Annotated in this window: 19 protein-coding genes and 1 tRNA gene; 12 read left to right on the top strand and 8 right to left on the bottom strand. The window is 51.3% G+C overall.

Annotated features, from left to right (window positions below):
• Positions 1 to 80: 80 nt before the first annotated feature.
• The 3 genes from MRY86_RS16205 (at position 81) to MRY86_RS16215 (ending at position 3,424) form a co-directional block, all read left to right on the top strand.
• Entirely contained in the window at positions 81 to 665 is a 585-nt protein-coding gene (locus MRY86_RS16205; RefSeq protein WP_293564270.1) for a uracil-DNA glycosylase family protein, read from the top strand.
• A 75-nt stretch (positions 666 to 740) separates the two neighbouring features.
• Positions 741 to 1,784: an NAD-dependent epimerase/dehydratase family protein gene (locus MRY86_RS16210; protein ID WP_293564272.1), complete on the top strand. Its 1,044-nt coding sequence runs from the start codon at positions 741 to 743 to the stop codon at positions 1,782 to 1,784.
• A gap of 83 nt (positions 1,785 to 1,867) precedes the next feature.
• Positions 1,868 to 3,424: an FAD-dependent oxidoreductase gene (locus MRY86_RS16215; RefSeq protein ID WP_293564274.1), complete on the top strand. Its 1,557-nt coding sequence runs from the start codon at positions 1,868 to 1,870 to the stop codon at positions 3,422 to 3,424.
• A 21-nt stretch (positions 3,425 to 3,445) separates the two neighbouring features.
• On the opposite strand, the gene MRY86_RS16220 is transcribed toward MRY86_RS16215, so the two are convergent.
• The 3 genes from MRY86_RS16220 to MRY86_RS16230 form a co-directional block, all read right to left on the bottom strand.
• Positions 3,446 to 4,600, bottom strand: coding sequence for an aminotransferase class V-fold PLP-dependent enzyme (locus MRY86_RS16220; RefSeq protein ID WP_293564276.1), 1,155 nt, complete (start codon positions 4,598 to 4,600; stop codon positions 3,446 to 3,448).
• A gap of 249 nt (positions 4,601 to 4,849) precedes the next feature.
• Positions 4,850 to 7,105, bottom strand: coding sequence for a PKD domain-containing protein (locus MRY86_RS16225; protein ID WP_293571649.1), 2,256 nt, complete (start codon positions 7,103 to 7,105; stop codon positions 4,850 to 4,852).
• A gap of 43 nt (positions 7,106 to 7,148) precedes the next feature.
• Positions 7,149 to 9,257: a PKD domain-containing protein gene (locus MRY86_RS16230; protein WP_293564280.1), complete on the bottom strand. Its 2,109-nt coding sequence runs from the start codon at positions 9,255 to 9,257 to the stop codon at positions 7,149 to 7,151.
• 445 nt (positions 9,258 to 9,702) lie between these two features.
• Here MRY86_RS16230 and MRY86_RS16235 point away from each other — a divergent pair, with 445 nt between their 5' ends.
• The 6 genes from MRY86_RS16235 to ftsY all read left to right on the top strand — a co-directional run bounded on the left by MRY86_RS16235 (position 9,703) and on the right by ftsY (position 12,424).
• Complete coding sequence (locus MRY86_RS16235; RefSeq protein WP_293564282.1) at positions 9,703 to 10,302, top strand: Sua5/YciO/YrdC/YwlC family protein; 600 nt, start codon at positions 9,703 to 9,705, stop codon at positions 10,300 to 10,302.
• Positions 10,303 to 10,494: 192 nt separating this feature from the next.
• A tRNA-Arg gene (locus MRY86_RS16240) sits at positions 10,495 to 10,568 on the top strand.
• Positions 10,569 to 10,663: 95 nt separating this feature from the next.
• The gene (rpmB, locus tag MRY86_RS16245) at positions 10,664 to 10,912 is read left to right on the top strand and encodes a 50S ribosomal protein L28 (RefSeq protein ID WP_044145564.1); all 249 of its coding nucleotides are present in this window, start codon (positions 10,664 to 10,666) and stop codon (positions 10,910 to 10,912) included.
• Between the two features lie 24 nt (positions 10,913 to 10,936).
• Positions 10,937 to 11,125 carry a 50S ribosomal protein L33 gene (rpmG, locus tag MRY86_RS16250; protein WP_044215612.1) on the top strand — a complete coding sequence of 63 codons (189 nt, stop codon included), beginning with the start codon at positions 10,937 to 10,939 and terminating at the stop codon, positions 11,123 to 11,125.
• 72 nt (positions 11,126 to 11,197) lie between these two features.
• Positions 11,198 to 11,374, top strand: coding sequence for a DUF4295 family protein (locus MRY86_RS16255; protein WP_072013634.1), 177 nt, complete (start codon positions 11,198 to 11,200; stop codon positions 11,372 to 11,374).
• Between the two features lie 87 nt (positions 11,375 to 11,461).
• Complete coding sequence (ftsY, locus tag MRY86_RS16260; RefSeq protein ID WP_293565368.1) at positions 11,462 to 12,424, top strand: signal recognition particle-docking protein FtsY; 963 nt, start codon at positions 11,462 to 11,464, stop codon at positions 12,422 to 12,424.
• Between the two features lie 87 nt (positions 12,425 to 12,511).
• Here the strand turns inward: ftsY and MRY86_RS16265 are convergent, their stop codons facing one another.
• From MRY86_RS16265 to gltB, 4 genes are all read right to left on the bottom strand, one after another.
• Complete coding sequence (locus MRY86_RS16265; RefSeq protein WP_293565370.1) at positions 12,512 to 13,549, bottom strand: fatty acid desaturase; 1,038 nt, start codon at positions 13,547 to 13,549, stop codon at positions 12,512 to 12,514.
• A 174-nt stretch (positions 13,550 to 13,723) separates the two neighbouring features.
• Positions 13,724 to 15,052, bottom strand: coding sequence for an outer membrane beta-barrel protein (locus MRY86_RS16270; RefSeq protein WP_293565372.1), 1,329 nt, complete (start codon positions 15,050 to 15,052; stop codon positions 13,724 to 13,726).
• A 51-nt stretch (positions 15,053 to 15,103) separates the two neighbouring features.
• Positions 15,104 to 16,573 (bottom strand): glutamate synthase subunit beta, encoded by a 1,470-nt coding sequence (locus MRY86_RS16275; protein ID WP_293565374.1) that lies wholly within the window; start codon positions 16,571 to 16,573, stop codon positions 15,104 to 15,106.
• 32 nt (positions 16,574 to 16,605) lie between these two features.
• Positions 16,606 to 21,156, bottom strand: a complete 4,551-nt coding sequence (gene gltB / locus MRY86_RS16280) for a glutamate synthase large subunit (protein ID WP_293565376.1) — start codon at positions 21,154 to 21,156, stop codon at positions 16,606 to 16,608.
• 516 nt (positions 21,157 to 21,672) lie between these two features.
• On the opposite strand from gltB, the gene MRY86_RS16285 reads away from it, so the two are divergent.
• Genes MRY86_RS16285 through MRY86_RS16295 form a run of 3 tightly spaced genes read left to right on the top strand, consistent with a single transcriptional unit; the run spans position 21,673 to position 25,081 of the window.
• A complete protein-coding gene (locus MRY86_RS16285; RefSeq protein WP_293565378.1) occupies positions 21,673 to 22,230 on the top strand; it encodes an HD domain-containing protein in 558 nt (185 codons plus the stop codon).
• Positions 22,231 to 22,240: 10 nt separating this feature from the next.
• On the top strand, positions 22,241 to 24,076 hold the full coding sequence (locus MRY86_RS16290) for a pyruvate kinase (protein WP_293565380.1): 1,836 nt from the start codon (positions 22,241 to 22,243) through the stop codon (positions 24,074 to 24,076).
• A 60-nt stretch (positions 24,077 to 24,136) separates the two neighbouring features.
• On the top strand, positions 24,137 to 25,081 hold the full coding sequence (locus tag MRY86_RS16295; protein WP_293565382.1) for a phytanoyl-CoA dioxygenase family protein: 945 nt from the start codon (positions 24,137 to 24,139) through the stop codon (positions 25,079 to 25,081).
• Positions 25,082 to 25,090: 9 nt separating this feature from the next.
• Here MRY86_RS16295 and MRY86_RS16300 read toward each other — a convergent pair whose 3' ends face one another.
• The gene (locus tag MRY86_RS16300) at positions 25,091 to 25,639 is read right to left on the bottom strand and encodes a DinB family protein (RefSeq protein WP_293571653.1); all 549 of its coding nucleotides are present in this window, start codon (positions 25,637 to 25,639) and stop codon (positions 25,091 to 25,093) included.
• Between the last annotated feature and the right edge of the window lie 195 nt (positions 25,640 to 25,834).

The following is a 25,834-nucleotide window of genomic DNA, read 5'->3' on the forward strand; positions in this document are numbered from 1 at the left end:
GTGTTTTTCAACCCTGCAACATTAATGTAACAAGATGACCCCCGCCGATGTTAATACGGGTAGAGCTAAAACCTTAATTTATGATAGAGGCACTAAAGGCTTCGGTGCGTCATTGCCGGATTTGCAAAGCTGCTTTACCTGTGCCTCCCCGTCCGATATTCGCAGTTCATCCGGAAGCACGGATTGCTTTAATCAGTCAGGCTCCTGGGAGATTAGCGTATGAAAAGGGCCTGCCTTACTACGATCCCAGCGGTGTGCGCCTCCGGCAATGGCTGAATGTAGACGAAGCTACATTCTACGACCCTACCTGCTTCAGTATTTTGCCGATGGGCTTCTGCTATCCGGGGAAAGCGAAAACAGGTGACCTGCCGCCCCGTCCGGAATGCGCCCCTCAGTGGCATGCGGCCTTGCTCCGGATGATGCCTAAAATAGTACTTACTCTTTATATTGGTCAATATGCGCAGCAGTACTACCTGGGTAATGCCCGCAAACGCAACCTGACCGAAACCGTTCGTGCCTATCGGGAATATGGGCACGGAGTGTTGCCTTTGCCGCACCCTTCTCCGCTCAACAACCGTTGGCTGAGCCGGAATCCATGGTTTAATACGGAAGTTGTCCCATACCTTCAGGCAAAAGTTGAGGCAATTTTGGGAGGTGAGCAATGAGGAATGTCAATGGCCATGCATTTCTGTATTCAGAAATGGCTACCTTTAGTCCATCAAAAACAAAATCCCGTTATCTTGAAAGTATTGATTACCGGAGCGGATGGACTGCTTGGCGCAAATATCGTACGCCGGGCGCTCAGTCAGGGCTATCAGGTCCGAGTTCTGCAGCTCCCGTCTTCCCAATCTCCTGTATTGAAAGGGCTCCCTATCGAATTGTCAAAAGGCAACTTGTTGAATGCACCGGAAGTGGACCGGGCGGTAGCGGGCTGTGATTACGTCATACATGCTGGTGCCAGCACTTCTGTTTGGCCATCCCGGTCAGCAGCCACGGTGGCTGTAAATGTCAGGGGTACTCAACACATCATAGCCTCTTGCCTGAAACATAGCGTGCAGCGCCTGGTATACATTAGTTCCGCAGCCAGCTTCTCAAAAGGGACGCTGGAAAGACCCGGGGACGAAACCGGTGTCTTTGATGGGCATCGGTACGGGTTGGATTACATCGACTCAAAGTACCAGGCACATCAAATGGTGAAAAAGGCAGTCCGGGAGCAGGGTCTGCCGGCAGTACTGGTCTGTCCAACGTTCATGTTTGGCCCCTACGATAGTAAGCCCAGCTCAGGCGCAATGCTCCTGGCTGTAGTTCAGGGGACGCTGCCTTTTTACACCCGAGGGGGCAAGAACTTTGTGGATGCAAGAGATGTGGCTGCAGCTACTTGTAATGCACTAAAGATGGGCCGCGTGGGCGAAAGCTATATTGCGGGGCATAAAAACCTTACCTACGCCGACCTGTTCAAGCTGATAGGCCAAACACTGGATGCTAAACCCCCTCGTTTCCGGATTCCTTCTCCTTTGGTATTATCCTACGGTAGACTGCATTCTTTTCTGGCTCCAAGATTAAGGTACAGCCCTATGATTTCTCTCCCTATTGCCCGTATTTCCTGTGATGGGCAATACTTTAGCCCGGTCAAAGCCGTCGCGGAGTTGCAAATGCCACAGACACCATTAGCGGTTACCATTAGAGATGCCTACGATTGGCTGGAGCGGCATCAATCAGGCTTGAGCAATGCTACGGAGGCTAGCCCACTCATTCAGCAAGCACCAAAGTCAGCAAACCCCTAATGTTTAAACATTAAAAGAGCCCATTAGTGAACATCGGTAGGGGGCTATGCTTTCCAACAGCGTAAACTAAATTTTTCCCTACCATGCAGCATTTCGTACTTAAAGCCGATGAGTTAAAGCCAGGTGATCTGAAGACCGTCAAAGCGGGTGATCAGGAAGTCCTGCTGACCAACGTCGATGGTGAAATTTCCGCGCTCTATCCCAAATGTACCCACTACGGTGCTCCTCTGGCAGACGGCGTCCTGAATGGCAGCCGGCTGGTTTGTCCCTGGCACCATGCCTGTTTTGATGCAACAACCGGGCAACATGTAGAAGCGCCGGGCATTGATGGTCTGCCTGCTTACGAAGTAGAATTGCGTGGCAATGAAATCTGGGTGGACATTCCGGAAGAGACTTCCGATCGTACCCCAAACCCAATGGCAAAACCGGAAGTGAGCAACGAAGCCACTTATGCCATCATCGGCGGTGGTGCCGCGGGCGCTTACGCTGCGGAAGGCTTGCGCGAAGCTGGTTTCACGGGGCGTATTGTCTTATTTTCCGCTGAAGAAGAGGTGCCCTACGATCGTCCCAATTGCAGTAAGGATTACCTGCAGGGCGAAGCACCGGAAGAGTGGATGCCACTGCGGAATGCTGCGTTTTACAAAAAGCACGGGATCGTACTCATGAAAGGGCATCGCGTCACCAAAGTTGATCCGGAAGCCCAAAAAATCGAATTTGAGTCTGGCGCACCAGTAGCCTATGACAAACTACTGGTTTGCACGGGAGGCCAGCCCCGCCAACTGAATATCCCAGGTGCAGACCTGGAGAATGTGCACACGCTACGCAGCCTGAAGGATAGCCGTGCGCTTCTGCAGGCGGGCAGGTCGGCGAAGAAAGCTTTTATAGTTGGCGCTTCTTTCATAGGTATGGAAGCCGCCATGAGCCTGCAAAAACTGGACTGCGAAGTCCACGTGGTTGCGCCCGAACACTTGCCCTTTGCGCACATCTGGGGAGATGCAGTCGGTCAGCGGATTCAGGAATGGCATCGCGATGCGGGCGTTCATTTCCACCTGGGGCAAAATGTCAAAGCGATTGAAGGCAATGGCCGGATTGAGAAGGTGAAATTAGAAAATGGGGAAGAACTGGAGACCGATCTGCTGGTCATGGGCATCGGTGTACAGCCGAATACCGGTTTTCTGCCCGAAACCCTGCTGCAATCCGATGGCAGCCTGCACACCGACCCCTTCCTCCGCGTTCAGGAAAACCTCTTCGCTGCCGGGGACATCGCCGCTCCCCCGATGAATGGCAAAAACCAGCGGATTGAACACTGGAAAGTCGCTGCTCAGCAGGGGCGGATAGCAGGCAAAAATATGGCAGGAGCCGGGGAGCCTTACGAGGCGGTCCCTTTCTTCTGGTCGGCTCAGCAAGACAAAATTCTGGGTTACGTTGGCCATGCTTCCAGCCCAGAGGAGACTATTGTTGAGGGCGACCTCGATGGCGATAGCTTCCTGGTGCATTATGTGGAAGACGGAGCCATTAGCGCCACGCTCTCCCTGTTCCGGGATCAGGAACTTTGTGCCATTCAGGAGCTGATGCGCGACGGGCGTATGCCAAAGCCTGCGGAGGTCCGGAATGGTGTGGACTGGTTGAATCTGTTGTAATCCGGTGCAGGTTGCCGGTGCTTATCCAATCACCGCTTTAAAGCATTTCATCAGGCGTTCTACTTCCTGCGCTTCATTGTACAGGTGGCAGGATACCCGTATGGCATTGCCACGGATGGAAACGTGCACCTGTTCTTCCTGTAGCCGCTCCCGGAAAAGATTCATATCAGCCCCGACAGGCAACCGAACGCCCACAAGATGATGTGCCCGCTGTTCTTCCGGCTCCATCGTGCAGCCGAGTGATTCCAACTCCTGGAGTGCCGTTCCAAGGAGCTGCCGAGCGTAGCTTTGAATATTGGTGGTGCCCCAATCCAGCAACTGATCAATGCCCGTTTTCAGCATCGGGACCAGAATAAAATTGCTTTGCTCCCCCATATTGAACCGTGCCGCCAAAGGTTGATAATCCGGCTGGTAATTGACCAGGTTGCGAAAGTCATGGCTGTTTACCCGGTTGATCCAGTTTTCCTCCACTGGTAAGCCATCATCAAGTGCCGGACCATAGTAAGCCACCCCAATGCTATAAGGCCCCATGAGCCACTTATAGCCTGCACAAATCAGCGCATCCGGCTGGATTTCTTTCACATCAAATGGGTAAGCGCCTACCGATTGAGTACCATCAATGATGAGCCAGGCACCCGCCTCTGTTGCCCGTTCCCGTATCGCTTTCAAATCAAATAGAGTGCCATCTGCCCAATGCACTTGTCCAATGGCAACCATAGCTGTCCTACTGTCAATCGCATTCAGGATCGCCTCGTTCCAGGCTTGGCCCCGGGGAGATTCCCGGGGTGGGTCAACGATCCGAATCTTAGCCCCATGCGCTTCCGTTATCCGCTCCCAGGCATAGTAATTACTCGGAAACTGCTCTCGTGTGAGGATGATATGATCCCCGGGCTGCAGCTTCAGGTTACGCGCAACGGCAGCCATTCCATAAGAGACAGAAGGTATGATGGCTATGCGCCCCGGCTCCGGGCAGTTGATAAGGCGGGCATAGGCAGACCGAAGCGCCTGTACGGGCTCAAAGAAATCTTCCAATTGGATGTTAAAGGGCTGGCTTTTACGCTGAAGGGCTTTGATGCCGGCGGTTTCTACTGCACGCAACTGGGGAGACATATAGGCACCATTCAAATAGGCTACATCATCAGGCAGGTCAAAAAGATGGCGTTGGCTGGATAGCATTTTTTGCTGCTAAGCTACGGTTTTTTGGTGTTGATAGGGTGGCGGGGTGGGGACACAGATTGGACGGATTACGCAGATTTTCACTGATTTCCAGGAGGGCCTTCAAGCGGGGCGGGCCTCGTTGGGCAGATCAGTGTCATCAGTATTGTACCATTATCGTGCGTGGAGGGTTGGGATACAGATTGCATAGATTTCGAGCATGAGCCATCTAAAAAGGCAGACACTCCAAAATCCCCCCACCCTAAACCATCACCGAATAACGGTAGCCGCACTCTTGTACTCATATTTGTCTCCCCTGGGCCCGGTGAAGGTTACCAACACCATATACACCCCATTGGGCACAAAATCACCCGTATTGACCTTTCGGCCGTTCCAGCCATCAATGGGGTCATTGGTTTCAAAAACCGTTTCCCCCCAGCGGTTGACGATGATCATTCGGAAATTAGTCGCCCCTTCAAGGACACCGGTACCCAGGTACTCATCATTCAGGCCATCCTGGTTGGGGGTAAAGGCATTGGGCAGGAAGTAGCGCACCTGCGGAATAACATCCAAAAGTTGCACCAGCGTATCCTGGCATCCGCTGGGGTGCGTGACAATCTGCCGTACCTCGTATACGCCTGTGTCCCGGAACTCATGTGTAGGACTGGGAGCAATGGATTGATTGCCGTCCCCAAAGTCATAGGACCAGCGGGTAGCGCCGATCGATTCATCGAAGAAGCTGACCAATGGCTCCAGGTTGCTCGGGCGGTCCGGGGTAAACGAAAAACCTGCCACGGGCGAAGGCAATATGGTAATAAGATCGCCAAAGGTGGTATCAATCTGACATCCGATTGGGGACACAATATCGATGCTCACGGTGTAAGTCCCTGGCATTTCATAAGTATAAGTGGGGCTGATCACACTATCCATTCCACCGTCTCCAAAATCCCAGGTAATGTCATACGCCTCACTAATTGGTGTGGAAAGGTTATTGAAAAAGATCTCTGCGGGTGCGCAAGCTGTGAAGTCACTCGGTGCAATCACAATAAGCTCTGGTACGGGAAAGTAATCAATGGGCAAGGTGTAAGAATCCTCGCACTCATTGATGTCCGTAACCGTTAAGGTGGCAGGGAACGATCCCGGATCAGGATAAGTGTAAACAGGATTTTGCTCGGATGAAGCCCCGCCATCGCCAAAGGCCCAGGACCAATCTGTGATTTGTCCGCTACCGGAGAAAGAGGCATCGGTGAAGACCGTGGGGCCAGCAATACAGGTATCATAATCAAAGCTGAATTCCGCCTCGATGCCAGGATAAATTTCCACACGTATGTCGGCAGTATCGCCACACTGCGTATTGGGGTTGAGAATAAGGTTGCCAAAATAAGTCCCCGTATCCGGAAAGTTGATAGCGGGTTCCCAATCGCTAAACGATACCTCCTGCCCCTCTACCATAAAGGACCAGTTGTAGGTTTCAATGAAGGATTCCTGAAAACTTTCGTTGCTAAAATTGACCGTGTTTTGACCACAGGATACCACTACGTATTCCTGGTTTGCACTGAGGTCCGCTGCCCCCACTACCGCTTCTACTGTGGGGTCACAGGGCGCCACATTAAACTGGAAATCCCGGGTCGTCGTGCTCAGCAAATTACCCGTAGCATCGAACTCTTGTACACAGACTGCAACGACATATTGGCCCAGATTGATCGGCGTACCCGTTAGCAAACCGGTATTCGGGTCGATTTGCAGGTTAGCTTCCGGCCCCATCGGCTGGGTGGGCGTAAAATTGGGCCCCAGAAAATTGATCGTATTGTAAGGCGGGGGACAGGCGGGACCGGGGCGCGCTCCCTCACAAGTCAGGTAAAGCGGATCTGTGAGCAGGTTGCCACCACCGTCATAAGAAGAGCACAAACTGTACACCAACTGATGGCCGTCCACATCGGTGGCACTATGGTCAAATTCCAGTGGAGCCCCCGCACAGATGATGATGGGTGGAAATTCATTGAAAATCGGGCTGTTGTTGCATGCCTGTTGAGCCTCTGGCGTTATTTCAGTAAAGAAGGTAGAACCGGTGTCGCCAGGCGCAATAATATTGGAAATCGTCACATTGCGGCAGCACCGCTGATAGGCTATGAAGTAGCTCTCCGGCGATTGAGGCAACTGTAGCTCGAACCGGTAAAGCCCTTCTTCCACTTTCACATTCGGTGGGATCAGACAGGGATAATCCGGGCGTTCCACATCGGTTACGCTCTGCAGTGGGGCATCAACTTGCAGGAAAGGGTTGCCCTGGGTCTCTCCGGAGCAATTGCCGGAACAGTTGTATACAGCAATGAAGGCTTCCGCATCAAAGTCTGCACAATCCGTACAGTTGCCATCCCGGTAAATCTTCAGTGTGATTTCATAAGTATCCTCACCCAGGCAGGCGTAGGTCATCACACCACCAATGATATGCTTGGCCTGTAGCCCCAATGGCAATAGCAAGGTCAGCGCTATTGCAAGGGTGTTTTTCACAGATAAATGGTTTACCATAGCTTGTGTCGTTTTCTTCGTAAGAGGACCCGACAGCCACCCTTTATCGGATAACAGTCACCGTACCCTTTATCTCAACGGGCGCACCACGGGGCGGGGTATAGGTCACCCTGGAAAAATAAACACCCTGTGGCACAGGTTGCCCCTGATTATTAAACCGCCCATTCCAGCCTTGTTGCGGATCGTCTGTTGAAAATACATTTTCGCCCCAGCGGTTCCAAATATTCAACTCAAAGGATTTCATTCCGTTCGTAAATCCTTTGCCTTTATAGACATCGTTTAGCCCATCATCGTTGGGCGTAAAGGCATTGGGCAGGAAAAAAGTGGCCTTAGGCTGAATATCCACCACCTGAACCGCCGTGTCCTGGCATCCCAGCGGATGGGTAACAATGAGCCGCACCTCCTGAAAGCCGGTGTCCCGGAAAGCATGTATGGGGTTAGGCTCCTGAGCCGTGTATGGGTCTTCCAAATACCAAAACCACTGGTCAGCGCCCTGGGATAAATCCGTAAAGGCGACTTCAGGGTTAAATACGTCCGGATCCTGTGGGCTAAAAGCAAAGTTAGCAACGGGTGATGGGTCAATAACGATCAATTCCCTAAATACAGTATCTGTCACACAGCCAATCGGGGAGGTAATCTGCAGGCTGACATCATAGGTGCCTTCGGATTCAAAAATATGAGTAGGGCTAAGTTCAGTGGAAGTAACGCCGTCCCCAAAATCCCAAAAGGTCTCGTAATTTACATTGACCGGCTCCGAGAGATTATCAAAACTAATCTCCGCCGGGGCACAACCATCAAATCGGTTAGGCGCCACCACAATCAGTGCAGGCACAGGGAAGTAACTCACCGGCTTGACAATTGAATCCTGGCAGCCATTAATATCGGTTACCCGAAGTTTTACTTGTTGGAGCCCGGGCTCCTGATAGCGGTAAGCCGGATCAGGATTGGAGGAGCCGCCACCGTCTCCAAAATTCCAGGAATAATTGGTGATTTCCGTTTGGGTAGCGGTCATATTCGTAAAAGCGACCGGGCCGGCTACGCAGGTATCATAAGCTGCCGTAAAATCGGCTTCAATTTCAGGAAAGAGCTCTACGATAATACTGGCCGTGTCTCCGCATTGTGAATTGGGGTTGAGGATAAGGCTACCCCGGAATGTGCCATACTCAGGAAACCGCAGATCAGCATTCCACGTCGTCACCGTAGTATCTCGCCCGTTGCCAAGATCAAACCTCCAGAAATAGTTGTCTATAAAGCTCTCATCAAAACTTTGATTGACGATAAATACATCCCGGTCAGCACACTGGCTAATGTATAGGTCGACACCAACCGCATTATCTTCCGCAATATCTGCTTTGACCGTGGGCTCGCAGAAAGTCACGTTGAACTGAAAATCACGGCGCACGACACTGAGCAATTCTCCATTCCGGAACTCACTCACACAAACGCCCACCACAAACTGCCCCTGCGCATTGGGTGAACCTGTGATCAGCCCGGAGTTGACATTGATGTTGACATCTGTATTATTGCCCAGTGGCTGAGTCGGGTTATAAAACGGGCCAATAAAATTGACCGGATCGTAAGGCGGGCGGGACTCAGGGTTTGGAGCCAGGCCATTCATCGCAGTAGGCATATTGAAGTTAAGCCCTCCGCCCAGGAATGGGGCACAAAACTCGTAAACCAGTTGATCGCCATCCGGATCGGTAGCGGAGTGGTCGAAATTGATGGGCTCATTGGCACATATCACCGGTGGCGCAAAGTTGTTGAATGTTGGGCTGCTGTTGCAAACCTGCTGCGCTGCAGACGTCAGTTCCATAAAGTAGGTCGCGCCGGAGTCGCCCGGAGCGAGGATGTTGGAAATCGTGTTGTTCCGGCAGCACCGCTGGTAAGTTATATAGTAGCTTTCGTCAATCACCGGCAGGTCGAGCAGCGGGAAAGTGTAAACACCCTGCTCTACGCATACATTGGATGGGACAATTACACAGGGGTTATCTTCCTGCGGGTTCACTGTATTCCGGGTGGGGTTGGGCAAAATCAACACGGTATAAGGTTCTTCATCGCTCTCCGTGTAGATGGTAACGGTGGCCGGAAAAGACCCACCTGGCGCAGAGTCAAAGTCTGCACCGCCGCCCTGACAGTCCCTGTACATATTCATGTAAAACTGGTAAGTCCTGGTGCCTGTTCCAGGGTCACCATTTGTCCAGCCGAGGCATTCATAGGTAATTTCTCCACCAATAATATGAGCAGCCGAAAGTCGGTTAAAAAACAGACTGGCAAAAAAGATTGAAAAAAAACAGCAGTAGCGTAATAAGTCAGCTCTGAGCATCGTTTTCTGAGTCATTTAGTAAAGCACAAAAGTATTTGCTTGCGTATCACAAGGGCAAGATACAGATAGTTTCGAAGTACAAGCTTTTTTGAAATACTATTTCGCCGGTTGGTAAAACTATTGACAATCGGCAGCTCTCTGAATCTGATTGTGCTTTACATCGCTTCCCAAAAACCGTACCCGCAGCGCCTACCGTATAGAGAAGGGCTGCATGACTCAACCAAACTGTATGACATTGATTCATTTTTTAATTGCCATAAAACCACCATTAGGTATGATCACCTTTACTAATGGTAGAGCATCTGCCGGACAGCAGCAGGACTTCGGTCAGGCGCTGACGGTGCTCCGCGACGGCGGGCTGCTGCTCTACCCCACAGACACGGTATGGAGTGTCGGTTGCGATGCAACTGACCCCGCAGCCCTCCGTAGATTAAGGGCTATGAAATCCATTGATCAGCACGAATGCCTTGAGCTTCTGGTCGATTCCCCCAAAATGCTGAAGCAGTACATTGCGCATTTCCACCCGCGCATCGAAACCCTGCTTTCTTTCCATTTGCGGCCGCTTACGGTACGCTATGAGCGGGGGCGCAACCTGCCGCAGGAAGCCCTGGATCAGGAAGGCAGCATTGCCATCCGTATCGTGCAGGATGAGTATTGTCAGTCTTTGATCCGCAAGCTTGGCCGCCCGATTGTCGCACTGCCTGCTGATTTGAAGCCCAATGCTTTCCCCGCAAATTTCGGTGCCATCAGCTCCGATATTATCGAACAAGTGGACTACATCGTTCATCACCGTAGAAACGATAAGTCTATTGCGCAACCCTCGGTGATGGTACAGCTCGGCCACAAAGATGAGCTTGAATTCCTCAGGGAGTAGTCCCGGGAATTAAAGAAGCGCGTAAACAAAAGAATTTCAAAAAAGCCGGCAAAGGAATTTGTCGGCTTTTTCTATTCATTTTGTATCTTTGCAGTCCCCGCTGAAAGAAAAGCACGGAAGCGGCAAAAAATTGGTTTCAAAGTTGCAGGTTTAAAAATTGAATCTTATCTTTGCAGCCGCTAACAACGAAATGGCTCTGTAGCTCAACTGGATAGAGCACTTGACTACGGATCAAGAGGTTTCAGGTTCGAATCCTGACAGAGTCACTATTTAATTCTAAAAGTCCTAGAATCACCTGAATAGCTCAATGTCCGAGCCTGAGTAGCCGAGCGTTGAGCTGTTTAGTTAAAAGGAATACGCGATGTCCAAAGTTTGTCAACTCACAGGTAAGCGCCCGGTAGCCGGCAATTCGGTTTCTTTCTCTAACAAGAAGACCAAGCGCCGTTTTCTGCCCAATCTGCACACGAAGCGTTTCTTCATTCCTGAAAAGAATGAATGGGTAACGCTCAAGGTTAGCGCCAGCGCAATGCGCACAATCGATAAAATAGGCATTTACGAGTTTATCAAGCGCCAGCAGAAAAAGGGGTTTGATGTAGGTGTCGAACTGTAAGCAAGACCATAAATAGTTAGAACGATGGCTAAGAAAAGCAAAGGCAACCGCATTCAGGTAATCCTCGAATGCACAGAGCATAAGAAATCCGGACTGCCAGGTACTTCCCGCTATGTTACGGAGAAAAACCGTAAGAATACACCAGATCGCCTGGAACTCAAAAAGTTCAACCCCATCATGAAGCGTGTGACGCTGCACCGCGAGATCAAGTAAGTTTGCAAAGCAGCACTTTATCGCTTATTTTTGTGATGTTGACTTTACTTAATATTCTTAAAGCGAGGTATAATGGCTAAGAAAGTATCTAAGAACGCAAGGGTTGCACAACGTGCAGCAAACGCAGGGTCCGGCCGTGATCACGTCAAAGTGATTAAGAGCATCAAAGATCCTAAGACAGGTAAATATTCCTATAAAGAAGTGGTCATCCACAAGGATGCCGTTAAGGAGTTTTTCGCTAGCAAGTAATTCACTTGTCTGACAGCAAGTAAACGTGTACATCAAAGAGGCTTTTCTTCTGCAAGGAAAGCCTCTTTGCCTATTTATCAAACGCCTATGAGTTTCTTTAAAAAGTTTTTCAATAAAGAGAAAAAACAGGACCTGGATAAAGGGCTGGAGAAAACCAAAAGCAGCCTCTTCGGACAGATTACCAAGGCCGTTGCCGGTAAGTCTACCGTAGATGAGGAAGTCCTGGATGAACTGGAATCTATTCTCATCGCCTCCGATGTCGGGCTGGATACCACTGTCAAAATTATTGATCGTATTGAAGAGCGGGTCCGCCGCGACAAGTACCTCAATACCTCAGAACTCAACGAAATCCTTCGGGACGAAATCGTACAGTTGCTGGCTGAGAACAATACGGTTGATATTGAAGACTACACCCTGCCTTCCGACAGTAAGCCGAATGTGATCCTCGTTGTCGGTGTGAATGGCGTAGGCAAGACCACCACAATTGGTAAACTGGCGCATCAATACAAAGCAAAAGGCAAAAAAGTAGTCCTCGGTGCAGGTGATACCTTCCGGGCTGCTGCGGTGGACCAACTCGAAATTTGGTCCAAGCGGGTGGGCTGTGACTTTTTCAGCAAGGGGATGAATACAGATCCTGCTGCTGTAGCCTACGAAACCGTGCAGCACGCTATCCAAAACGACTGTGATGTCGCGATTATCGACACCGCCGGCCGCCTCCATACCAAGGTCAATCTGATGAAGGAGCTGTCCAAAATCCGCCGCTCCGTAGCCAAAAGCCTAGAGGGCGCCCCTCACGAAGTCCTTTTGGTGCTCGATGCCACGACTGGACAAAATGCCTTTGAGCAGGCTAAGCACTTCACCGATGCTACCGAAGTTTCCGCCCTGGCCCTTACCAAACTGGACGGTACGGCCAAAGGAGGCGTAGCCATCGGCATCTCCGATCAGTTCAAAGTGCCTATCAAATACATTGGAGTAGGAGAGGGGATTGAGCAGCTGCAAGTCTTCAATAAGCGGGCTTTTGTGGAATCGCTCTTCGAAGGCGTGGTTTAGAAAACCCTTCAAGACATTAAAAAGGGCTGTTCAGCAGCGAAAACTGCCGGACAACCCTTTTCTTTTCAGCGCTATTTGTAAGAACGTCTACCCCAGTGCGCCAGCCCGCTCCAACCGGTAGTATTCCCGGAAAGAGATCATGCGCTCCTGCTGCTCGTCCCATAACTTGTTGAAGATGCAGGCCAGGCTTTCCTTGAAGGTAACCGTCGTAACGTATTTTTGCAAAATAGGATTCTCTTTCGCACAACGCGGCAGATTGTAATTGGGAATCAAGGAACTCAGGTGGTGAATGTGGTGAAATCCAATATTCCCAGTTAGCCAATTAAGCAGCTTGGGCAATTTATAATAGGTGCTACCCCGGACCGCGGCTACAAGATAGTCCCACTCATCTTTCCATTTCTTGTAGGTTTCCTCATGCTGATGTTGCACATAGAAAAACCAGAACGCAATCGTGCCAAAGAAAATCACAATAGGCACCTGTACCCAAAGAAACTCCCATCCTAACAGGTAAATCAGGCCGGCATATACTAGCCCGATCCAAAGGTTGTTGAGGAAAAGCGCCAGATAGGCACTGCGCACCATCGGCACCTTAATCGTAGGCCAGCGCATCGGGCCGCTCAAATAGACGATAGGGGTGACAACAAATAAGACCACCGGCGTACGAAACAACCGGTATTTGAAGCGCCCCCATTTACTCAGGTTGCGGTATTCCTCCACCGTTAGGAAGGGGACATCGCCAATGTCGCGGGGCTCTTCATCCAATTGCCCGGAGTGCCCGTGGTGGTAATTGTGGATTTTTGACCAGTACTTGTAAGGTATCGTACTGAAAAAGCTGCAAACACTGCCAATGACATTATTCCAGCCTTTTGATTCCAAAAAGGAGTGGTGCCCGCAATCGTGCTGAATGATGAAAATCCGGGCAAGAAGAAAACCGTTAATCAGACCAAGCCCTAAAGTAATCCAATAAGACCACTCAAGGCTTAAATACATCAGTACCCACAGCGCCAGAAACGGGCCAAAGGTGTTGATCACCTGCCACCAGGCCCGCTTGCGGTCGGGCTGCTGATAGCGCTTAATAATTTTCTTCCAGTCTTTTAGTTGTTGCTTGATTTCCTGCTCTGACATTCCTAATATTCCTTGTTTGTTCCTTTCCGGTCCATGGCTAAGTGTTGTATGCAGCCTAAACCAGAGTGAAGTAAAGTCATAAAAATAATATAACCTCCAAAATACAGGAATGATTTGTTTTTGCAGCAGAGTTGTACCGAAGTTTTTTATTCTTTACTTGGGTCTGACAGGTACCTACCAGTAGAAAATGAGTTGCCCTGCAATTTGCCGGAAGGTATTAACAGGCTGTACACCATAGTAATTGAAGCTTTGGCTGCGCCGGTATATGACTTCGGCTGAAAGCCTATGCTTCCCCAGCCGGTAATTGTAGCCCAGCCCTGCTAAAGCGCCAAGCTCATAGGACATTATCTGAGTCGTGCCAACTTGAAGCTCCCGCCTTTCCGGTATCTGAATCAGTTCGTTATTAGCATTTCGTCCTGTTCCAATTACTTCGGTGTAGCCTGAGTTGCCCAAATTCCATCCGAATGCCAACCCCACTTTTGCGTATAAACCATTGGCCGGTTGTTCCCGGAAGTAGTACTTCAAATAAGCCGGCATATTGAGAATTGCAAAGTTTAACCGCTGATTCAGAGATAAGACCTCTCCTTCATTGGGATAAAACTCATTTACAGTATAAGATATACTGCTTTCAGTAGAAAACATCCTGACTTCAGCACCCGTTTCTACTGCAAGCCGGTCAAGAAAAGGTATTTCTGCGAGGAGGGAAAAAACGGGCACGGTCCTTGCCGGGAAATCTACATCTTCAAAATACAAGTCCATGCCACTGTTGATCTCCGTTTGGTAAATGCCCAGCCCAATACCAATTTGTGTTTTGCGTTTCGGTGGAGATAGGTCAATCAGAGCATTGATGGTCTTATCCTGACAGGCTGCGAGGTCCATACTCATCTGAACGACTTCGCGGTCCAGGTATTTGTAGGAGCGTTTAGGCAAGCCTTCGGGACATGGCGATAGCAGACCGACAAGCACCTCTTCGTAATTATCAGGACGTATGAGAACAGGTACATCTTGACCAGGCACTTTCATAAAGTACCATACTCCCCGCTTATTGGGCGGTAGTTTGAAGGAAGGCCGCTCTGTATCATCAGGGTTTGCGTTCGGCACTTCCCTTTTGCCCAGCTGATAGCTCTTTGCCGGGCTGAGGATTTGATTGAAATTATAAGTGAGCCGATATAGGTTATAGTCGCCATCTGCTAAAACCGCCAAAAAGAAGGGGCGAAAGATATCAGTTCGGCTAAGTCGGATAGAGTCCCGGATGAAGGTGCCTGCTTCGCTTTGGAACCCGGCAAGATCTTTGGTGCTGAAGGTTTGCTTAGGAGCGTCCTTATCAGCTTTAAAAATAACCGTGGTAGCTCTTTGCTGAGGCTGTAAATTAGCGACCTGCCCTCTTAGGGTGTCTCCAGTGTTTGTGATAATGTAGCCCATTCCAAAGGATTGAGCATTTGAAGGGTTGATGAGGAGCACTGATAATAATACGGAGAGCACTCCTAAATAATAGACTTTCATATTATCCAGGTTTTGCCCTAAAAATAAGTATTTTTAGTTATTTCTTGGTTTTCAATACTCCTCCGCCATCAAAAAACCCTTATCCCGTGCCTCCAGGTTGGATTCGCCCATCAGGAACTTATCTACACTACGGGCGGCTTCCCGGCCTTCTGCAATGGCCCAAACCACCAGCGATTGGCCCCGGCGCATATCCCCTGCCACAAATACTTTTTCCAGGTTCGTACGGTAATCCTCATCGCGGACATTACCACGCTCGTCGATCTCGACACCTAGTTTTTCGAGCATGCCGCGATACTGTGGGCTCAGGAAGCCGATAGCCAGCAACGCCAGGTCACAGGGGATTTCCTGCTCGGTGCCTTCCACTTCCAGAAAGCCGTACTTACCGGTCTTGCTATTTTTCGCCCACTCAATCTGCACCAGTTTCAGCCCGGTAACCTTACCATTTTCCCCGGTAAAGGCTTTAGTCAGCAGCGACCATTGACGTTCGCAGCCTTCTTCATGACTGGTAGAGGTGCGCAAAACCACCGGCCAGTTGGGCCAGGTCAGGGGGTCCCGATCGTTAGGCGGGCGGTCCATCAGCTCGATTTGGGTAACCGATTTGGCACCATGCCGGTTAGAAGTCCCCACACAGTCCGAGCCGGTATCGCCACCGCCAATCACTACCACGTGTTTACCCTTAGCGGTAATGGTTTCCACATCCGGGATGGCATCTCCGGCTACTCTGCGGTTGTTCTGTTCCAGAAAGTCCATAGCAAAGTGCACGCCTTCCAGCTCTCTGCCTTCAATATTCAGGTTACGGGGGATTGTAGAGCCGCCGCACAATAGCACCGCATCGTATTGGTCCATCAGTTCCTGCGGGTCTACATTCCCACCAACATTAGCATTGATGCGGAACCGGATGCCTTCCGCTTCCATTAGGGCTACCCGCCGCTCTACCACAAATTTCTCCAGTTTGAAATCTGGAATACCGTAGCGCAGCAACCCGCCAATACGGTCGTTGCGTTCAAAAACGGTGACCAGGTGCCCTACTTTGTTCAGCTGAGCCGCAGCAGCCAGCCCAGCCGGCCCCGAGCCTACTATCGCTACTTTTTTTCCTGTTCTTAATGTAGGCGGCTGCGGGCGCACATACCCTTTCTCAAACGCCACTTCTGCAATGGATTTCTCAATGTGCTCAATGGCTACCGGTGGCTGATTGATGCCTAGCACACAGGCGGTCTCACAGGGAGCGGGGCAGATGCGGCCCGTGAATTCCGGAAAGTTATTGGTGCTGCTCAGGATTTCATAGGCCAGTTGCCAGTCCTCTTCGTATACGGCGTCATTAAATTCCGGGATGATATTGCCCAGGGGGCAGCCGCTGTGGCAAAAGGGGACGCCACAGTCCATACAGCGGGCCGCCTGTTTGACCGTTTTCTCTTCCTCAAAGTCTTCGTACAATTCCTTGTAGTCCTTAATGCGTTCCTGTGGGTCCCTCGTATTGGGAAGCTCCCGGGTATATTTCAAAAATCCTTTAGGATCTGCCATGTTTTAATTGCTTTTTCAACTCAAAAATCAACTTATACTGCCTTTTTGTCTGCTACTGCCGTTGTGTTCACAGCGGCTTCAGCAGCGGCTTTCCGGGCTTCGAGTACCCGCTTGTAATCTCGGGGCATGACCTTAGTGAATTGCTGCTGCGCCATTTCCCAGTCTGCCAGCAGGGTGGCTGCCCGGACACTGCCCGTAAGCTTATGGTGTTTGGTAATCAGGGCATGCAGGCGGGACACGTCTTCTGCCTCCATAGGGTCCAGATCGATCATGCCACGGTTCACGCGCTGTTCGAAGTGGCCATCCGGGTTATAGATATAGGCGATACCTCCGCTCATGCCGGCTGCGAAGTTTTTGCCGGTATCGCCCAGCACCACTACAATGCCGCCGGTCATATACTCGCATCCGTGGTCGCCAATGCCTTCCACTACAGTTTTTACGCCGGAGTTGCGCACCGCAAATCGCTCGCCTGCCATACCATTAATATAAGCCTCTCCGGACGTAGCGCCATAGAAAGCCACGTTGCCGATGATGATGTTGTCACTTGCTGTGAATTTCGCATCCCGGTCGGGTACGGCAATCAACTGTGCGCCAGAAAGGCCTTTTCCAAAGTAGTCGTTCGCTTCACCCTCCAGACGGAAGCTTAGGCCCGGCGCTCCAAAAGCCGCAAAACTTTGCCCGGCAGAGCCCCGGAAGTGGAATTGTATGGTGTCCTCCGGCAGCCCTTTGCCGCCGTGGCGCTTACTGATCTCGTTGGAAAGCATGGTACCCGTGGCCCGGTCGGTATTGCGGATATCAAAGCTGGCTTCCACCTGGTTGCCCTGATTGATAGCGACCTGTGCGGTGGCCATCAACCGCCGGTCCAGTACATGGGTAATGCCGTGATCCTGCTCTACCGCTTTATGCTGGCCAACGTTTTCATCCGCCGGTTCCTTGTAGAGAATAGGACTGAGGTCCAGCCCACGGTATTTCCAATAGGTGGGTTTATTCTTTGCCTTGAGCATTTCCACCTTTCCGACCATCTCGTCGAGCGTGCGGAAGCCCAGGCTTGCCATAATCTCCCGTAAGTCCTCAGCCAGGAAGCGGAAGAAGTTAATCACGTGTTCCGGCTTGCCGGTAAAGCGTTTCCGGAGCTCCGGGTCCTGTGTGGCAATGCCTACCGGACAGGTATTCATATGGCATTTGCGCATCATGATACAACCCTCCACCACGAGTGCGGCCGTTGCTACGCCCCATTCCTCTGCACCCAGCAGGGTCGCAATGGCAAGGTCGCGCCCGGTCCGCATCTGCCCGTCCGTCTGAAGGGTCACCCGGTCGCGCAGCTTGTTCTTCACGAGAGTCTGATGCGTTTCCGCAAGGCCCAGCTCCCATGGTAGGCCTGCATGGCGTATAGAGGTTAGTGGAGAGGCACCGGTGCCGCCATCGTGGCCGGAAATGAGAATGGCATCAGCATGGGCTTTAGCCACTCCGGAGGCAATAATCCCGACTCCGGCCTTGGAAACCAGTTTTACGTTAATCCGGGCCTTTCGGTTGGCATTCTTCAGGTCAAAAATGAGCTGTGCTAAATCCTCAATCGAATAAATGTCGTGGTGGGGGGGCGGCGAAATTAATCCTACGCCCGGCGTGGAATGCCTTACGCGTCCAATCCAGTCGTCCACCTTATGCCCAGGCAACTGACCACCTTCTCCCGGCTTTGCGCCCTGTGCCATTTTGATCTGCAACTCATCCGCATTGGTGAGGTAGTGGCTCGTCACGCCAAACCGACCTGAAGCCACCTGTTTGATGGCAGAACGTTCCCAATCGCCGTTTTCCTTGCGCTCAAAGCGGACCTCGTCCTCACCGCCTTCGCCACTATTGCTTTTGGCGCCAATCCGGTTCATTGCCACCGCCAGTGTGGCGTGGGCTTCATGGGAGATAGAACCAAAGGACATCGCACCCGTTGCAAACCGGGTCATAATGGACTCGGCCGGCTCCACTTCCTTGAGTGGGATTTTTTCGCCCCGGCGGAAGGTAAGGAGCCCGCGTAGGGTAAGCGCCTGCTCCGTCTGATCGTCAATTAGCTTGGCGTATTTTTTGTACGCTTTGTAGTCCCCGGTGCGTGTCGCAAACTGAAGCAGGTGAATGGCCTGAGGGCTAAAGAGGTGTGCCTCTCCGCGGCGCTTCCATTGGTATACCCCACCTACTTCCAGTCTTGGGTTTTGACCACCGTTTTCCGGGAATGCCATGCGGTGCCTCACCATGGCTTCTTCCGCAATGCCATCGAAGCCTATGCCCTGAATCCGGGAAATTGAACCCCGAAAACATTTATGGACCACTTCTTTATTTAACCCAAGGACCTCAAAGATTTGTGCACCTTGATAGGATTGAAGCGTGGAAATGCCAATCTTAGACATGATCTTCAGCAATCCTTTGCCAATAGCTTTATTATAGGTGTTGATGATCTCATCCAGCGTCTTTCCGTCCTCAAATACTCCTTTACCGTACAACTGGGCAATGGAGGCGTAGGCCATATATGGATTGATCGCACTGGCACCGTAACCAATGAGTGTGGCGTAATGGTGTGCCTCACGAACGTCTCCGGCTTCCACTACAATGGAAGTGAGGCTGCGCAGCCCCTTTTGAATCAAATGGTGGTGTACCGCACCTGACGCCAGGAGAGAGGGGATCGGAGCCTGATAAGGACCTGCATTCCGGTCAGACAAGATAAGGATATTAGAGCCGTTGCGGACCAGGTCTTCGGCTACTCCACATACATGGTCGATAGCAGCCTGAAGGAGGCCTTCCTGTTTGCCAGCTTTGAATACGATGTCAATTACGCCAGACTTGAAGTCAGGGTGGTTGATGTATTTGACTTTGCTTAGGTCTTCATTGGTCAGCAATGGAGTGTCGAGGTGGATGAACTTAGCCCGGTCTGCATTGATGTCCAGGATATTGCTGCTACCGCCCAGCATCGCATACAATGACATCACCGAGCGCTCGCGGATGGGGTCAATCGGCGGGTTGGTCACCTGGGCAAAAAGTTGCTTGAAGTAGTTGGCCAGGTGTTGCGACTGCTTAGACAAAACAGCCAGGGGCGTATCAGCGCCCATTGAGCCGAGTGGGTCTTTGCCCGCCTCGATCATAGGTCCGATAACTACTTTTAAATCCTCCTTTGTAAAACCATGCATTTGCTGATTGCGCAGCAGCGTATTCTGATCAAATTCCACTTTGGCAGGCTGCTGAACAGGGAGGTCTTTAAGGCTCACCCGGTTTTGGTCCAGCCATTCCCGGTAAGGCAGGCGCTGGCAGATTACGTCTTTTAACTCCGTATCCCCAATCACGCGGTGCTCATCCAGGTCTGCAATGAGGATTTTGCCGGGCTGAAGCCGTCCTTTGGTGACCACCTTGCTCTGATCTACCGGCAGCGCACCAGCTTCAGATGCTACAATGAGCACATTATCTTCGGTCAGGCAGTAGCGAGAGGGGCGCAGCCCGTTCCGGTCGAGGGTGGCACCCACCAGAATCCCGTCGGTAAAACAGATGGAAGCCGGGCCGTCCCAGGGCTCCATGATCGTCCGGTTGTACTCGTAAAAAGCCCGCTTGTAATCTTCCATTTGCTCGTCGTGCTGCCAGGCTTCAGGGATCATGAGCATCAGCGCGTGGGGCAGAGACATGCCGCCCAGGACCAGGAATTCCAGCACGTTATCAAAGTTGGCTGAATCGGAAAGGCTCTCTCCGCAAATAGGCTTTAGTTTTTCCAGTTCTTCTTCGGTGAAGAGAGTGGATTCCAGCAGCCCCTCTTTGGAGGCCCACCAGTTCAGGTTGCCCATGATGGTATTAATCTCACCATTATGAGCAATATACCGGAAAGGCTGAGCCAACTTCCACTTAGGGACTGTATTGGTGGAGAAGCGACTGTGGATCAATGCAATAGCAGACTCGCAAAGCTCATCGTGCAAATCTGGGAAATAAGGGCGGAGCTGATAAGTAGTAAGCTGCCCTTTGTAGATCACGGTTTTATAGGAAAAGGAAGCCAGGTAAAACTGATCCCTGGACTGCGGATAGGTATTATGGATGGTATGGGTGGAAAACTTACGCAGCACATAAAGCCGACGCTCGAGCGCTTTGGGCTCCATGGGTGCTTTGGGCGCAACAAATACCTGCTCCATACGCGGCTCCACTGATACAGCTGATTCGCCCAGCTCTTCGTGGTCGGTAGGTATTTTACGATATCCAAGCAGATCAAAGCCCAGCTCATCAATATAGTCATCAAAAAGGACCCGGCACTGTCTGCGCAGGTTGCGGTCGGCCGGGAAAAAAACTACCCCCACACCATATTTACCAAATTCGGGCAGCTCAAACCCCTGCTCCTTACATTTTTTGGCAAAAAATGCATGTGGAGTCTGAATAAGAATACCCGCACCATCACCAGTATTCGGCTCACAGCCACAGGCACCCCGGTGCTCCATATTGGTAAGCATGGTTAGGGCATCTTCAATCACTTTATGCGATTTGATCCCATTCAGGTTAGCGATCAATCCTGTACCGCAAGAATCTTTTTCTAGTTCCGGAACATAGAGTCCTTTTTGCTGAGGTTCACTCATACGATCAATTGTAAGCGTCAGAAAATAGAGCTGAAATGTGTGGCCACCTCAGCGGGTCTTTAATACTTGGAAAGCCAGGTAAATGGGTCTGTAACCGGAGCCAATGGATTTAGCTCTTCTCTGGCTTCGTTTTGGTTTGGTTGGCTTGGTAGGGCACAGTCCGTTTCATCTTGGTTTTTTCGAGGGTTGGAGACTGCGAGCTTTCGAAGATACGGAAAGGGAATGGTGGATTCCTAATGTAAAGCCACTAATAGAACGGGATAGCCGTTGAAAAAGTTGAAGTAAATACGATTTCAAAATAATGATTTGGTAAGGAAGCCAGGCTTTTGTTAGAGAATGCTGATTTCTAGTTTCGGTATCTGATTTGCCTGAAGCGTGTTTTTTAAATTAAAATAATGATTTCAAAGGTATATTGAAATTTTATTCTGTGGTGATATAAATCATGGCCCGGGCTTATTTCTGATCTTCTCTATTCCGGGGCAATCCTGTTATATTACCCCTTCAAAAGTAGAAAGTATGTTCGCACTTGCACTCCCTGAACTTTTAGAGGCCCTGCAATTTGCCGCCGTAAAACACCAATATGATCGCCGTGGGGGCTATGACCGCCTGCCCTATATCAATCACCTCATCAAAGTGGCGAATGGATTGGTGAACCGCTGTGGGTTTACCGAAGACACGCTGCTGCTTGCCGCCGTACTTCACGATATCGTGGAAGACACCGACGTGACTGGAGAAGAGTTGGCCGAACGCTTTGGCCATGAAGTAGCGGCCATCGTGCTGGAGCTAACCGATGATATGAGCTTGTCTTATGAGGCACGCAAACAACGGCAGCTGGAAACCGCTCCTCAGCTGAGCCGTGGCGCCCGGATCATCCGCCTGGCGGACAAGGCTTCCAATATTGAAGATATCTTTTCTTATCCGCTCGACTGGTCATTGGACAAAAAAGAGGCCTATCTAAAGAACTCAGCGCAAATTGCAGCGATTATTAAAGGGGAGCACCCACGATTGGACCAGTGGTTTAAGCAAACAGTAGAATGGGCAGCTCAGGAATTAGAAAAACAGCGTCAGCAATAAATCCATCCTCATGCTTCAAGACCAACCCAATATCCAATCCATGCTAGAGCAGGTGGAAACCATCGAGCGGGCCGCCAAATCCAAAGAGCAGGAGTGCGCTGAGGTGCTGAGCCGCATCCACCCTAATCTGCTGGCTTCCGCCAAAAACCTGATTCATTATCGCACCTTGCGCAGCTTTGATATCCGGGAGCTGCAGAAGCAACTTGGCCGTATGGGACTTTCCCGCTTAGCCAAAGCCGAAGGGCATACGATGGCCAGCCTCTCAGTAACCGCCACTATACTCCGTGCACTGCTCCTGGGGGAATTTGTGGAAAAGGAACGTATCAACCTGACGATCACCAAAGCACAGGAAATTGTGCGTACCCACACCCGGAAGCTCCTTGGCTACCGCACCGAAGGGCGCCGTACCCGTATTATGGTAACCCTTCCCAGTGAGGCAGCTGAGCAGCCCGAACTGGTCTATGAAATGGTCCAGAAAGGCATGAACTGCGCCCGGATCAATTGCGCTCACGATGGGCCTGAGGCCTGGGAGAAGATGATTGTAAATGTACGGACGGCCTCCCGCGCACTCGGTGTCCACTGTCAGGTTGCTATGGACCTCGCCGGCCCCAAAATCCGCACCGGTGAGTTGCAAGCCGGCCCTAAGGTGCGCCGCTTCAAAACACCCAAAGATAGCCTGGGACGTGTCAAGCAACCGGTAGAAGTATGGATCGCCCCTGCCCCGCACCCCACCAAACCTTTTCCCCACCTCCCGTTGTCTTCAGTGGAGCTCAAGAAAATGAAACCCGGCGATAAGCTGTACTGCCGGGATACCCGCCACAAAAAACGGCAATTCGAAATCACAAAAGTACTCGATGATGGCTGTATTGCCGAAGCTTACCGTACCGTTTATCTGGGGGAAGGCAGCCAGCTCTTTACCGATAAGAAATTTAAATCGCGTCCGTTGACCGTAGGTGTGCTGCCGCCGGTGGAATCACCTATTTTGCTGACCACAGGGGATACCCTGCGCATTCACCGTTCCAACGAGCTGGGGGAGTCTGCCAAATACGATGATAATGGGCAGCTTACGGAGGTCGCTCACATCTCCTGTACTTCTGAGGAGGTTTTCGAACAGGTGAAAGCCGGGGAGCCCATTCTCTTTGACGATGGGCAAATCGAAGGCATTATCCGCAAAGTAAAAGAGGGAGAGTTGTACGTTGAAATCCTCCACACTAAAGAAGGCGGCGGCAAGCTGCGGGCCGATAAGGGCATCAATTTTCCCGACAGCCAGCTAAGCATCCGTGGCCTGACAACAAAAGACCGCAAGGACCTGCCCTTTGTGGCTGAACACGCAGATGTAGTCAACTTGTCTTTCGTCAACAGCCCTCAGGACGTGCGCGATTTGATTGACGAGCTCAACCAACTTGGCGCAGCCAACCGCATTGGCATTATTCTCAAAATTGAGACCCAAGCCGGCTTTGATAACCTCGTCGACATCCTACTGGAAGGCATGGCGGTTTACCCCATCGGCGTAATGATTGCCCGGGGCGACCTGGCCATCGAAGCAGGCTGGGACCAAATCGGCCGGGTACAGGAGGAGATCATGTCGCTCTGCCAGGCCGCGCATCTGCCAGACATCTGGGCCACACAGGTGCTGGAAAACCTCGCGAAGAAAGGCATTCCCAGCCGGGCAGAAATCACCGATGCCGTAATGGCTCAACGGGCAGAATGCGTCATGCTTAATAAAGGCGCCTATATCACTCAGGCTATCAGCTTGCTGGATTCCATTCTCCGCAGTATGGGGCCCTATCAGGAAAAGAATGCCCCGATGCTGCCTGCTATGGAAGGGGCGAAGCGGCGGAAGTAACCATTTCCCTTGGGGCTTTCCCACTGATTAACGTTATCTTGCCGCCAAAACCCGAATGGCATGATCGGATGGATACGGCAATACAAGTGGACTTACGCCCTTTACAACTACTTTCAGCAATCCCGCTTAGGGCACCTGAAGACCTTGTACCCGAAGTACGGGCTGGACAAGCGCTACTACGAGCCTGTCAGTAGTGCCGATTTCGACCATCTGCCAGGGGCCCGGAAAGAAAGTATCGAACCGGATATTGCCGGCTTGAAGGCAGACGCTCTGTTTTCCATTCTCAATCCTGCCACTCAGGAAAGCCTGCTGGCCTACCCTGAGGAAGGCTACGCGGTGCTTAAAGGCTGGCTGCGGCCCGATGAAGTAGACCAGGCTAACGCCGAGGTGCAGCGCCTGCTGGACGATCAGTCCCTTCGTTTTCGCTACAGCAACAAAAAGCTGATGTTTGCCATCCATCACAGCGATTTCCTGAGGCGTATTGGCGAGCACCCCCACCTACAGGCCATTCTCAATTACCTCATTGATGGGGAAGCCCGGCTTTTTCAAAGCATCAACTTTGTGCATGAGGGCAGCGAGCAAAAGACGCATTCTGACTCCGTCCACATGACGACTTATCCCCTCGGGGGACTTTTGGGCGTATGGATTGCCCTTGAAGACATGACGCCGGACAATGGCCCCTTGCATTATTACCCCGGCAGCCACAAACTGCCCTACCTGCTCAACGATGCCTACGGTAACGAAGGCAATCGCTGGAAAATTGGTGGTAAGCCCTACTCCGCCTACGAGCAAATGATGGAAAAAAAGGTAACAGAATGGGGACTGGAAAAGCGCATCTTCGAAGCGCAGGCCGGCGATGTGCTGATCTGGCATGCCAACCTGTTGCATGGGGGCGAGCCCCATCGCGATAAAAAACAGCCCCGCAAAAGTATGGTCCTGCATTATTTCAAGGAAGGCTACATTTGCTACCACGAGGTGACGCAGCGGCCGGCACTGATGAAATAATTCGACTGCTTATCCTGGAAACCCCTCGGTCTGCATCACCCGTAGGGCTTGTTGTAGATGACGCTGCTCGTGAGCTGGCAATAGTTCCACTACATCTTCCAGGCGGAGGACAATCAATTTTGAAGCTGGAGAAGTGAGCCGGTAGGAACTCAAGTTGCTTTTAGGGAGACTTTCATATTGCCGGATGAGTCCGCGGTTATGGGCGAGGAAGTTGGCAGTAGTCTCCGTCGGGAGGTTGCTTTGCAGCGGCTCAAAAGCTTTTGGCGCTTTCATTTTACCTTTCCCATCAGGTCGGCTGGCGTTAAGGAGCAGTTTTCCGAATAAAGCAGGGAGCAGCGGGACACGCTCCCAAAGGCTGTTCTGCTTAATACCCATGCTGATTTCGGCTAGTTGCGGCAGGTAGCCTTCGTTGGTGCGGATGAGGTGGTCAAGGCATTGTGCAATGCTCCACCGGTCTGAGGCGGGCTTCCAGTTGAGCTGCTCGCGGGAGAGGGGGCTAAAAGTACTTTCCACCTTACTGTTTACTTCCTTTAAGATTTCAATTTGTCGGGCGATCATAGTGAAGTTTGGTTTTAGCTGGCAAGATAGGTGCCGGGCGGGAATCTCACCAAAATTCAAAGCTACATTTATACCGACGATTAAGTGGTTTGCCACAGCAAACCTACTCAATGCTTGCCCGTGTCTCCTCACTTGTGGGCTTTGGCCACCGGAGACTATACTTAAAGGCAGGAGGGGCAGCACTTACGCTGGGAA

Source organism: Phaeodactylibacter sp. (assembly GCF_022763345.1).
Classification (GTDB): Bacteria; Bacteroidota; Bacteroidia; order Chitinophagales; family Saprospiraceae; genus Phaeodactylibacter.

Excerpts from the sequence above, each read along its gene's own strand:
- MRY86_RS16205 (WP_293564270.1), top strand. The coding sequence starts at position 81 with ATGATAGAGGCACTAAAGGCTTCGGTGCGTCATTGCCGGATTTGCAAA.
- MRY86_RS16215 (WP_293564274.1), top strand. The coding sequence starts at position 1,868 with ATGCAGCATTTCGTACTTAAAGCCGATGAGTTAAAGCCAGGTGATCTG.
- MRY86_RS16220 (WP_293564276.1), bottom strand. The coding sequence starts at position 4,600 with ATGCTATCCAGCCAACGCCATCTTTTTGACCTGCCTGATGATGTAGCC.
- MRY86_RS16225 (WP_293571649.1), bottom strand. The coding sequence starts at position 7,105 with ATGGTAAACCATTTATCTGTGAAAAACACCCTTGCAATAGCGCTGACC.
- MRY86_RS16230 (WP_293564280.1), bottom strand. The coding sequence starts at position 9,257 with ATGAATATGTACAGGGACTGTCAGGGCGGCGGTGCAGACTTTGACTCT.
- MRY86_RS16235 (WP_293564282.1), top strand. The coding sequence starts at position 9,703 with ATGATCACCTTTACTAATGGTAGAGCATCTGCCGGACAGCAGCAGGAC.
- rpmB (WP_044145564.1), top strand. The coding sequence starts at position 10,664 with ATGTCCAAAGTTTGTCAACTCACAGGTAAGCGCCCGGTAGCCGGCAAT.
- rpmG (WP_044215612.1), top strand. The coding sequence starts at position 10,937 with ATGGCTAAGAAAAGCAAAGGCAACCGCATTCAGGTAATCCTCGAATGC.
- MRY86_RS16255 (WP_072013634.1), top strand. The coding sequence starts at position 11,198 with ATGGCTAAGAAAGTATCTAAGAACGCAAGGGTTGCACAACGTGCAGCA.
- ftsY (WP_293565368.1), top strand. The coding sequence starts at position 11,462 with ATGAGTTTCTTTAAAAAGTTTTTCAATAAAGAGAAAAAACAGGACCTG.
- MRY86_RS16265 (WP_293565370.1), bottom strand. The coding sequence starts at position 13,549 with ATGTCAGAGCAGGAAATCAAGCAACAACTAAAAGACTGGAAGAAAATT.
- MRY86_RS16270 (WP_293565372.1), bottom strand. The coding sequence starts at position 15,052 with ATGAAAGTCTATTATTTAGGAGTGCTCTCCGTATTATTATCAGTGCTC.
- MRY86_RS16275 (WP_293565374.1), bottom strand. The coding sequence starts at position 16,573 with ATGGCAGATCCTAAAGGATTTTTGAAATATACCCGGGAGCTTCCCAAT.
- gltB (WP_293565376.1), bottom strand. The coding sequence starts at position 21,156 with ATGAGTGAACCTCAGCAAAAAGGACTCTATGTTCCGGAACTAGAAAAA.
- MRY86_RS16285 (WP_293565378.1), top strand. The coding sequence starts at position 21,673 with ATGTTCGCACTTGCACTCCCTGAACTTTTAGAGGCCCTGCAATTTGCC.
- MRY86_RS16290 (WP_293565380.1), top strand. The coding sequence starts at position 22,241 with ATGCTTCAAGACCAACCCAATATCCAATCCATGCTAGAGCAGGTGGAA.
- MRY86_RS16295 (WP_293565382.1), top strand. The coding sequence starts at position 24,137 with ATGATCGGATGGATACGGCAATACAAGTGGACTTACGCCCTTTACAAC.
- MRY86_RS16300 (WP_293571653.1), bottom strand. The coding sequence starts at position 25,639 with ATGATCGCCCGACAAATTGAAATCTTAAAGGAAGTAAACAGTAAGGTG.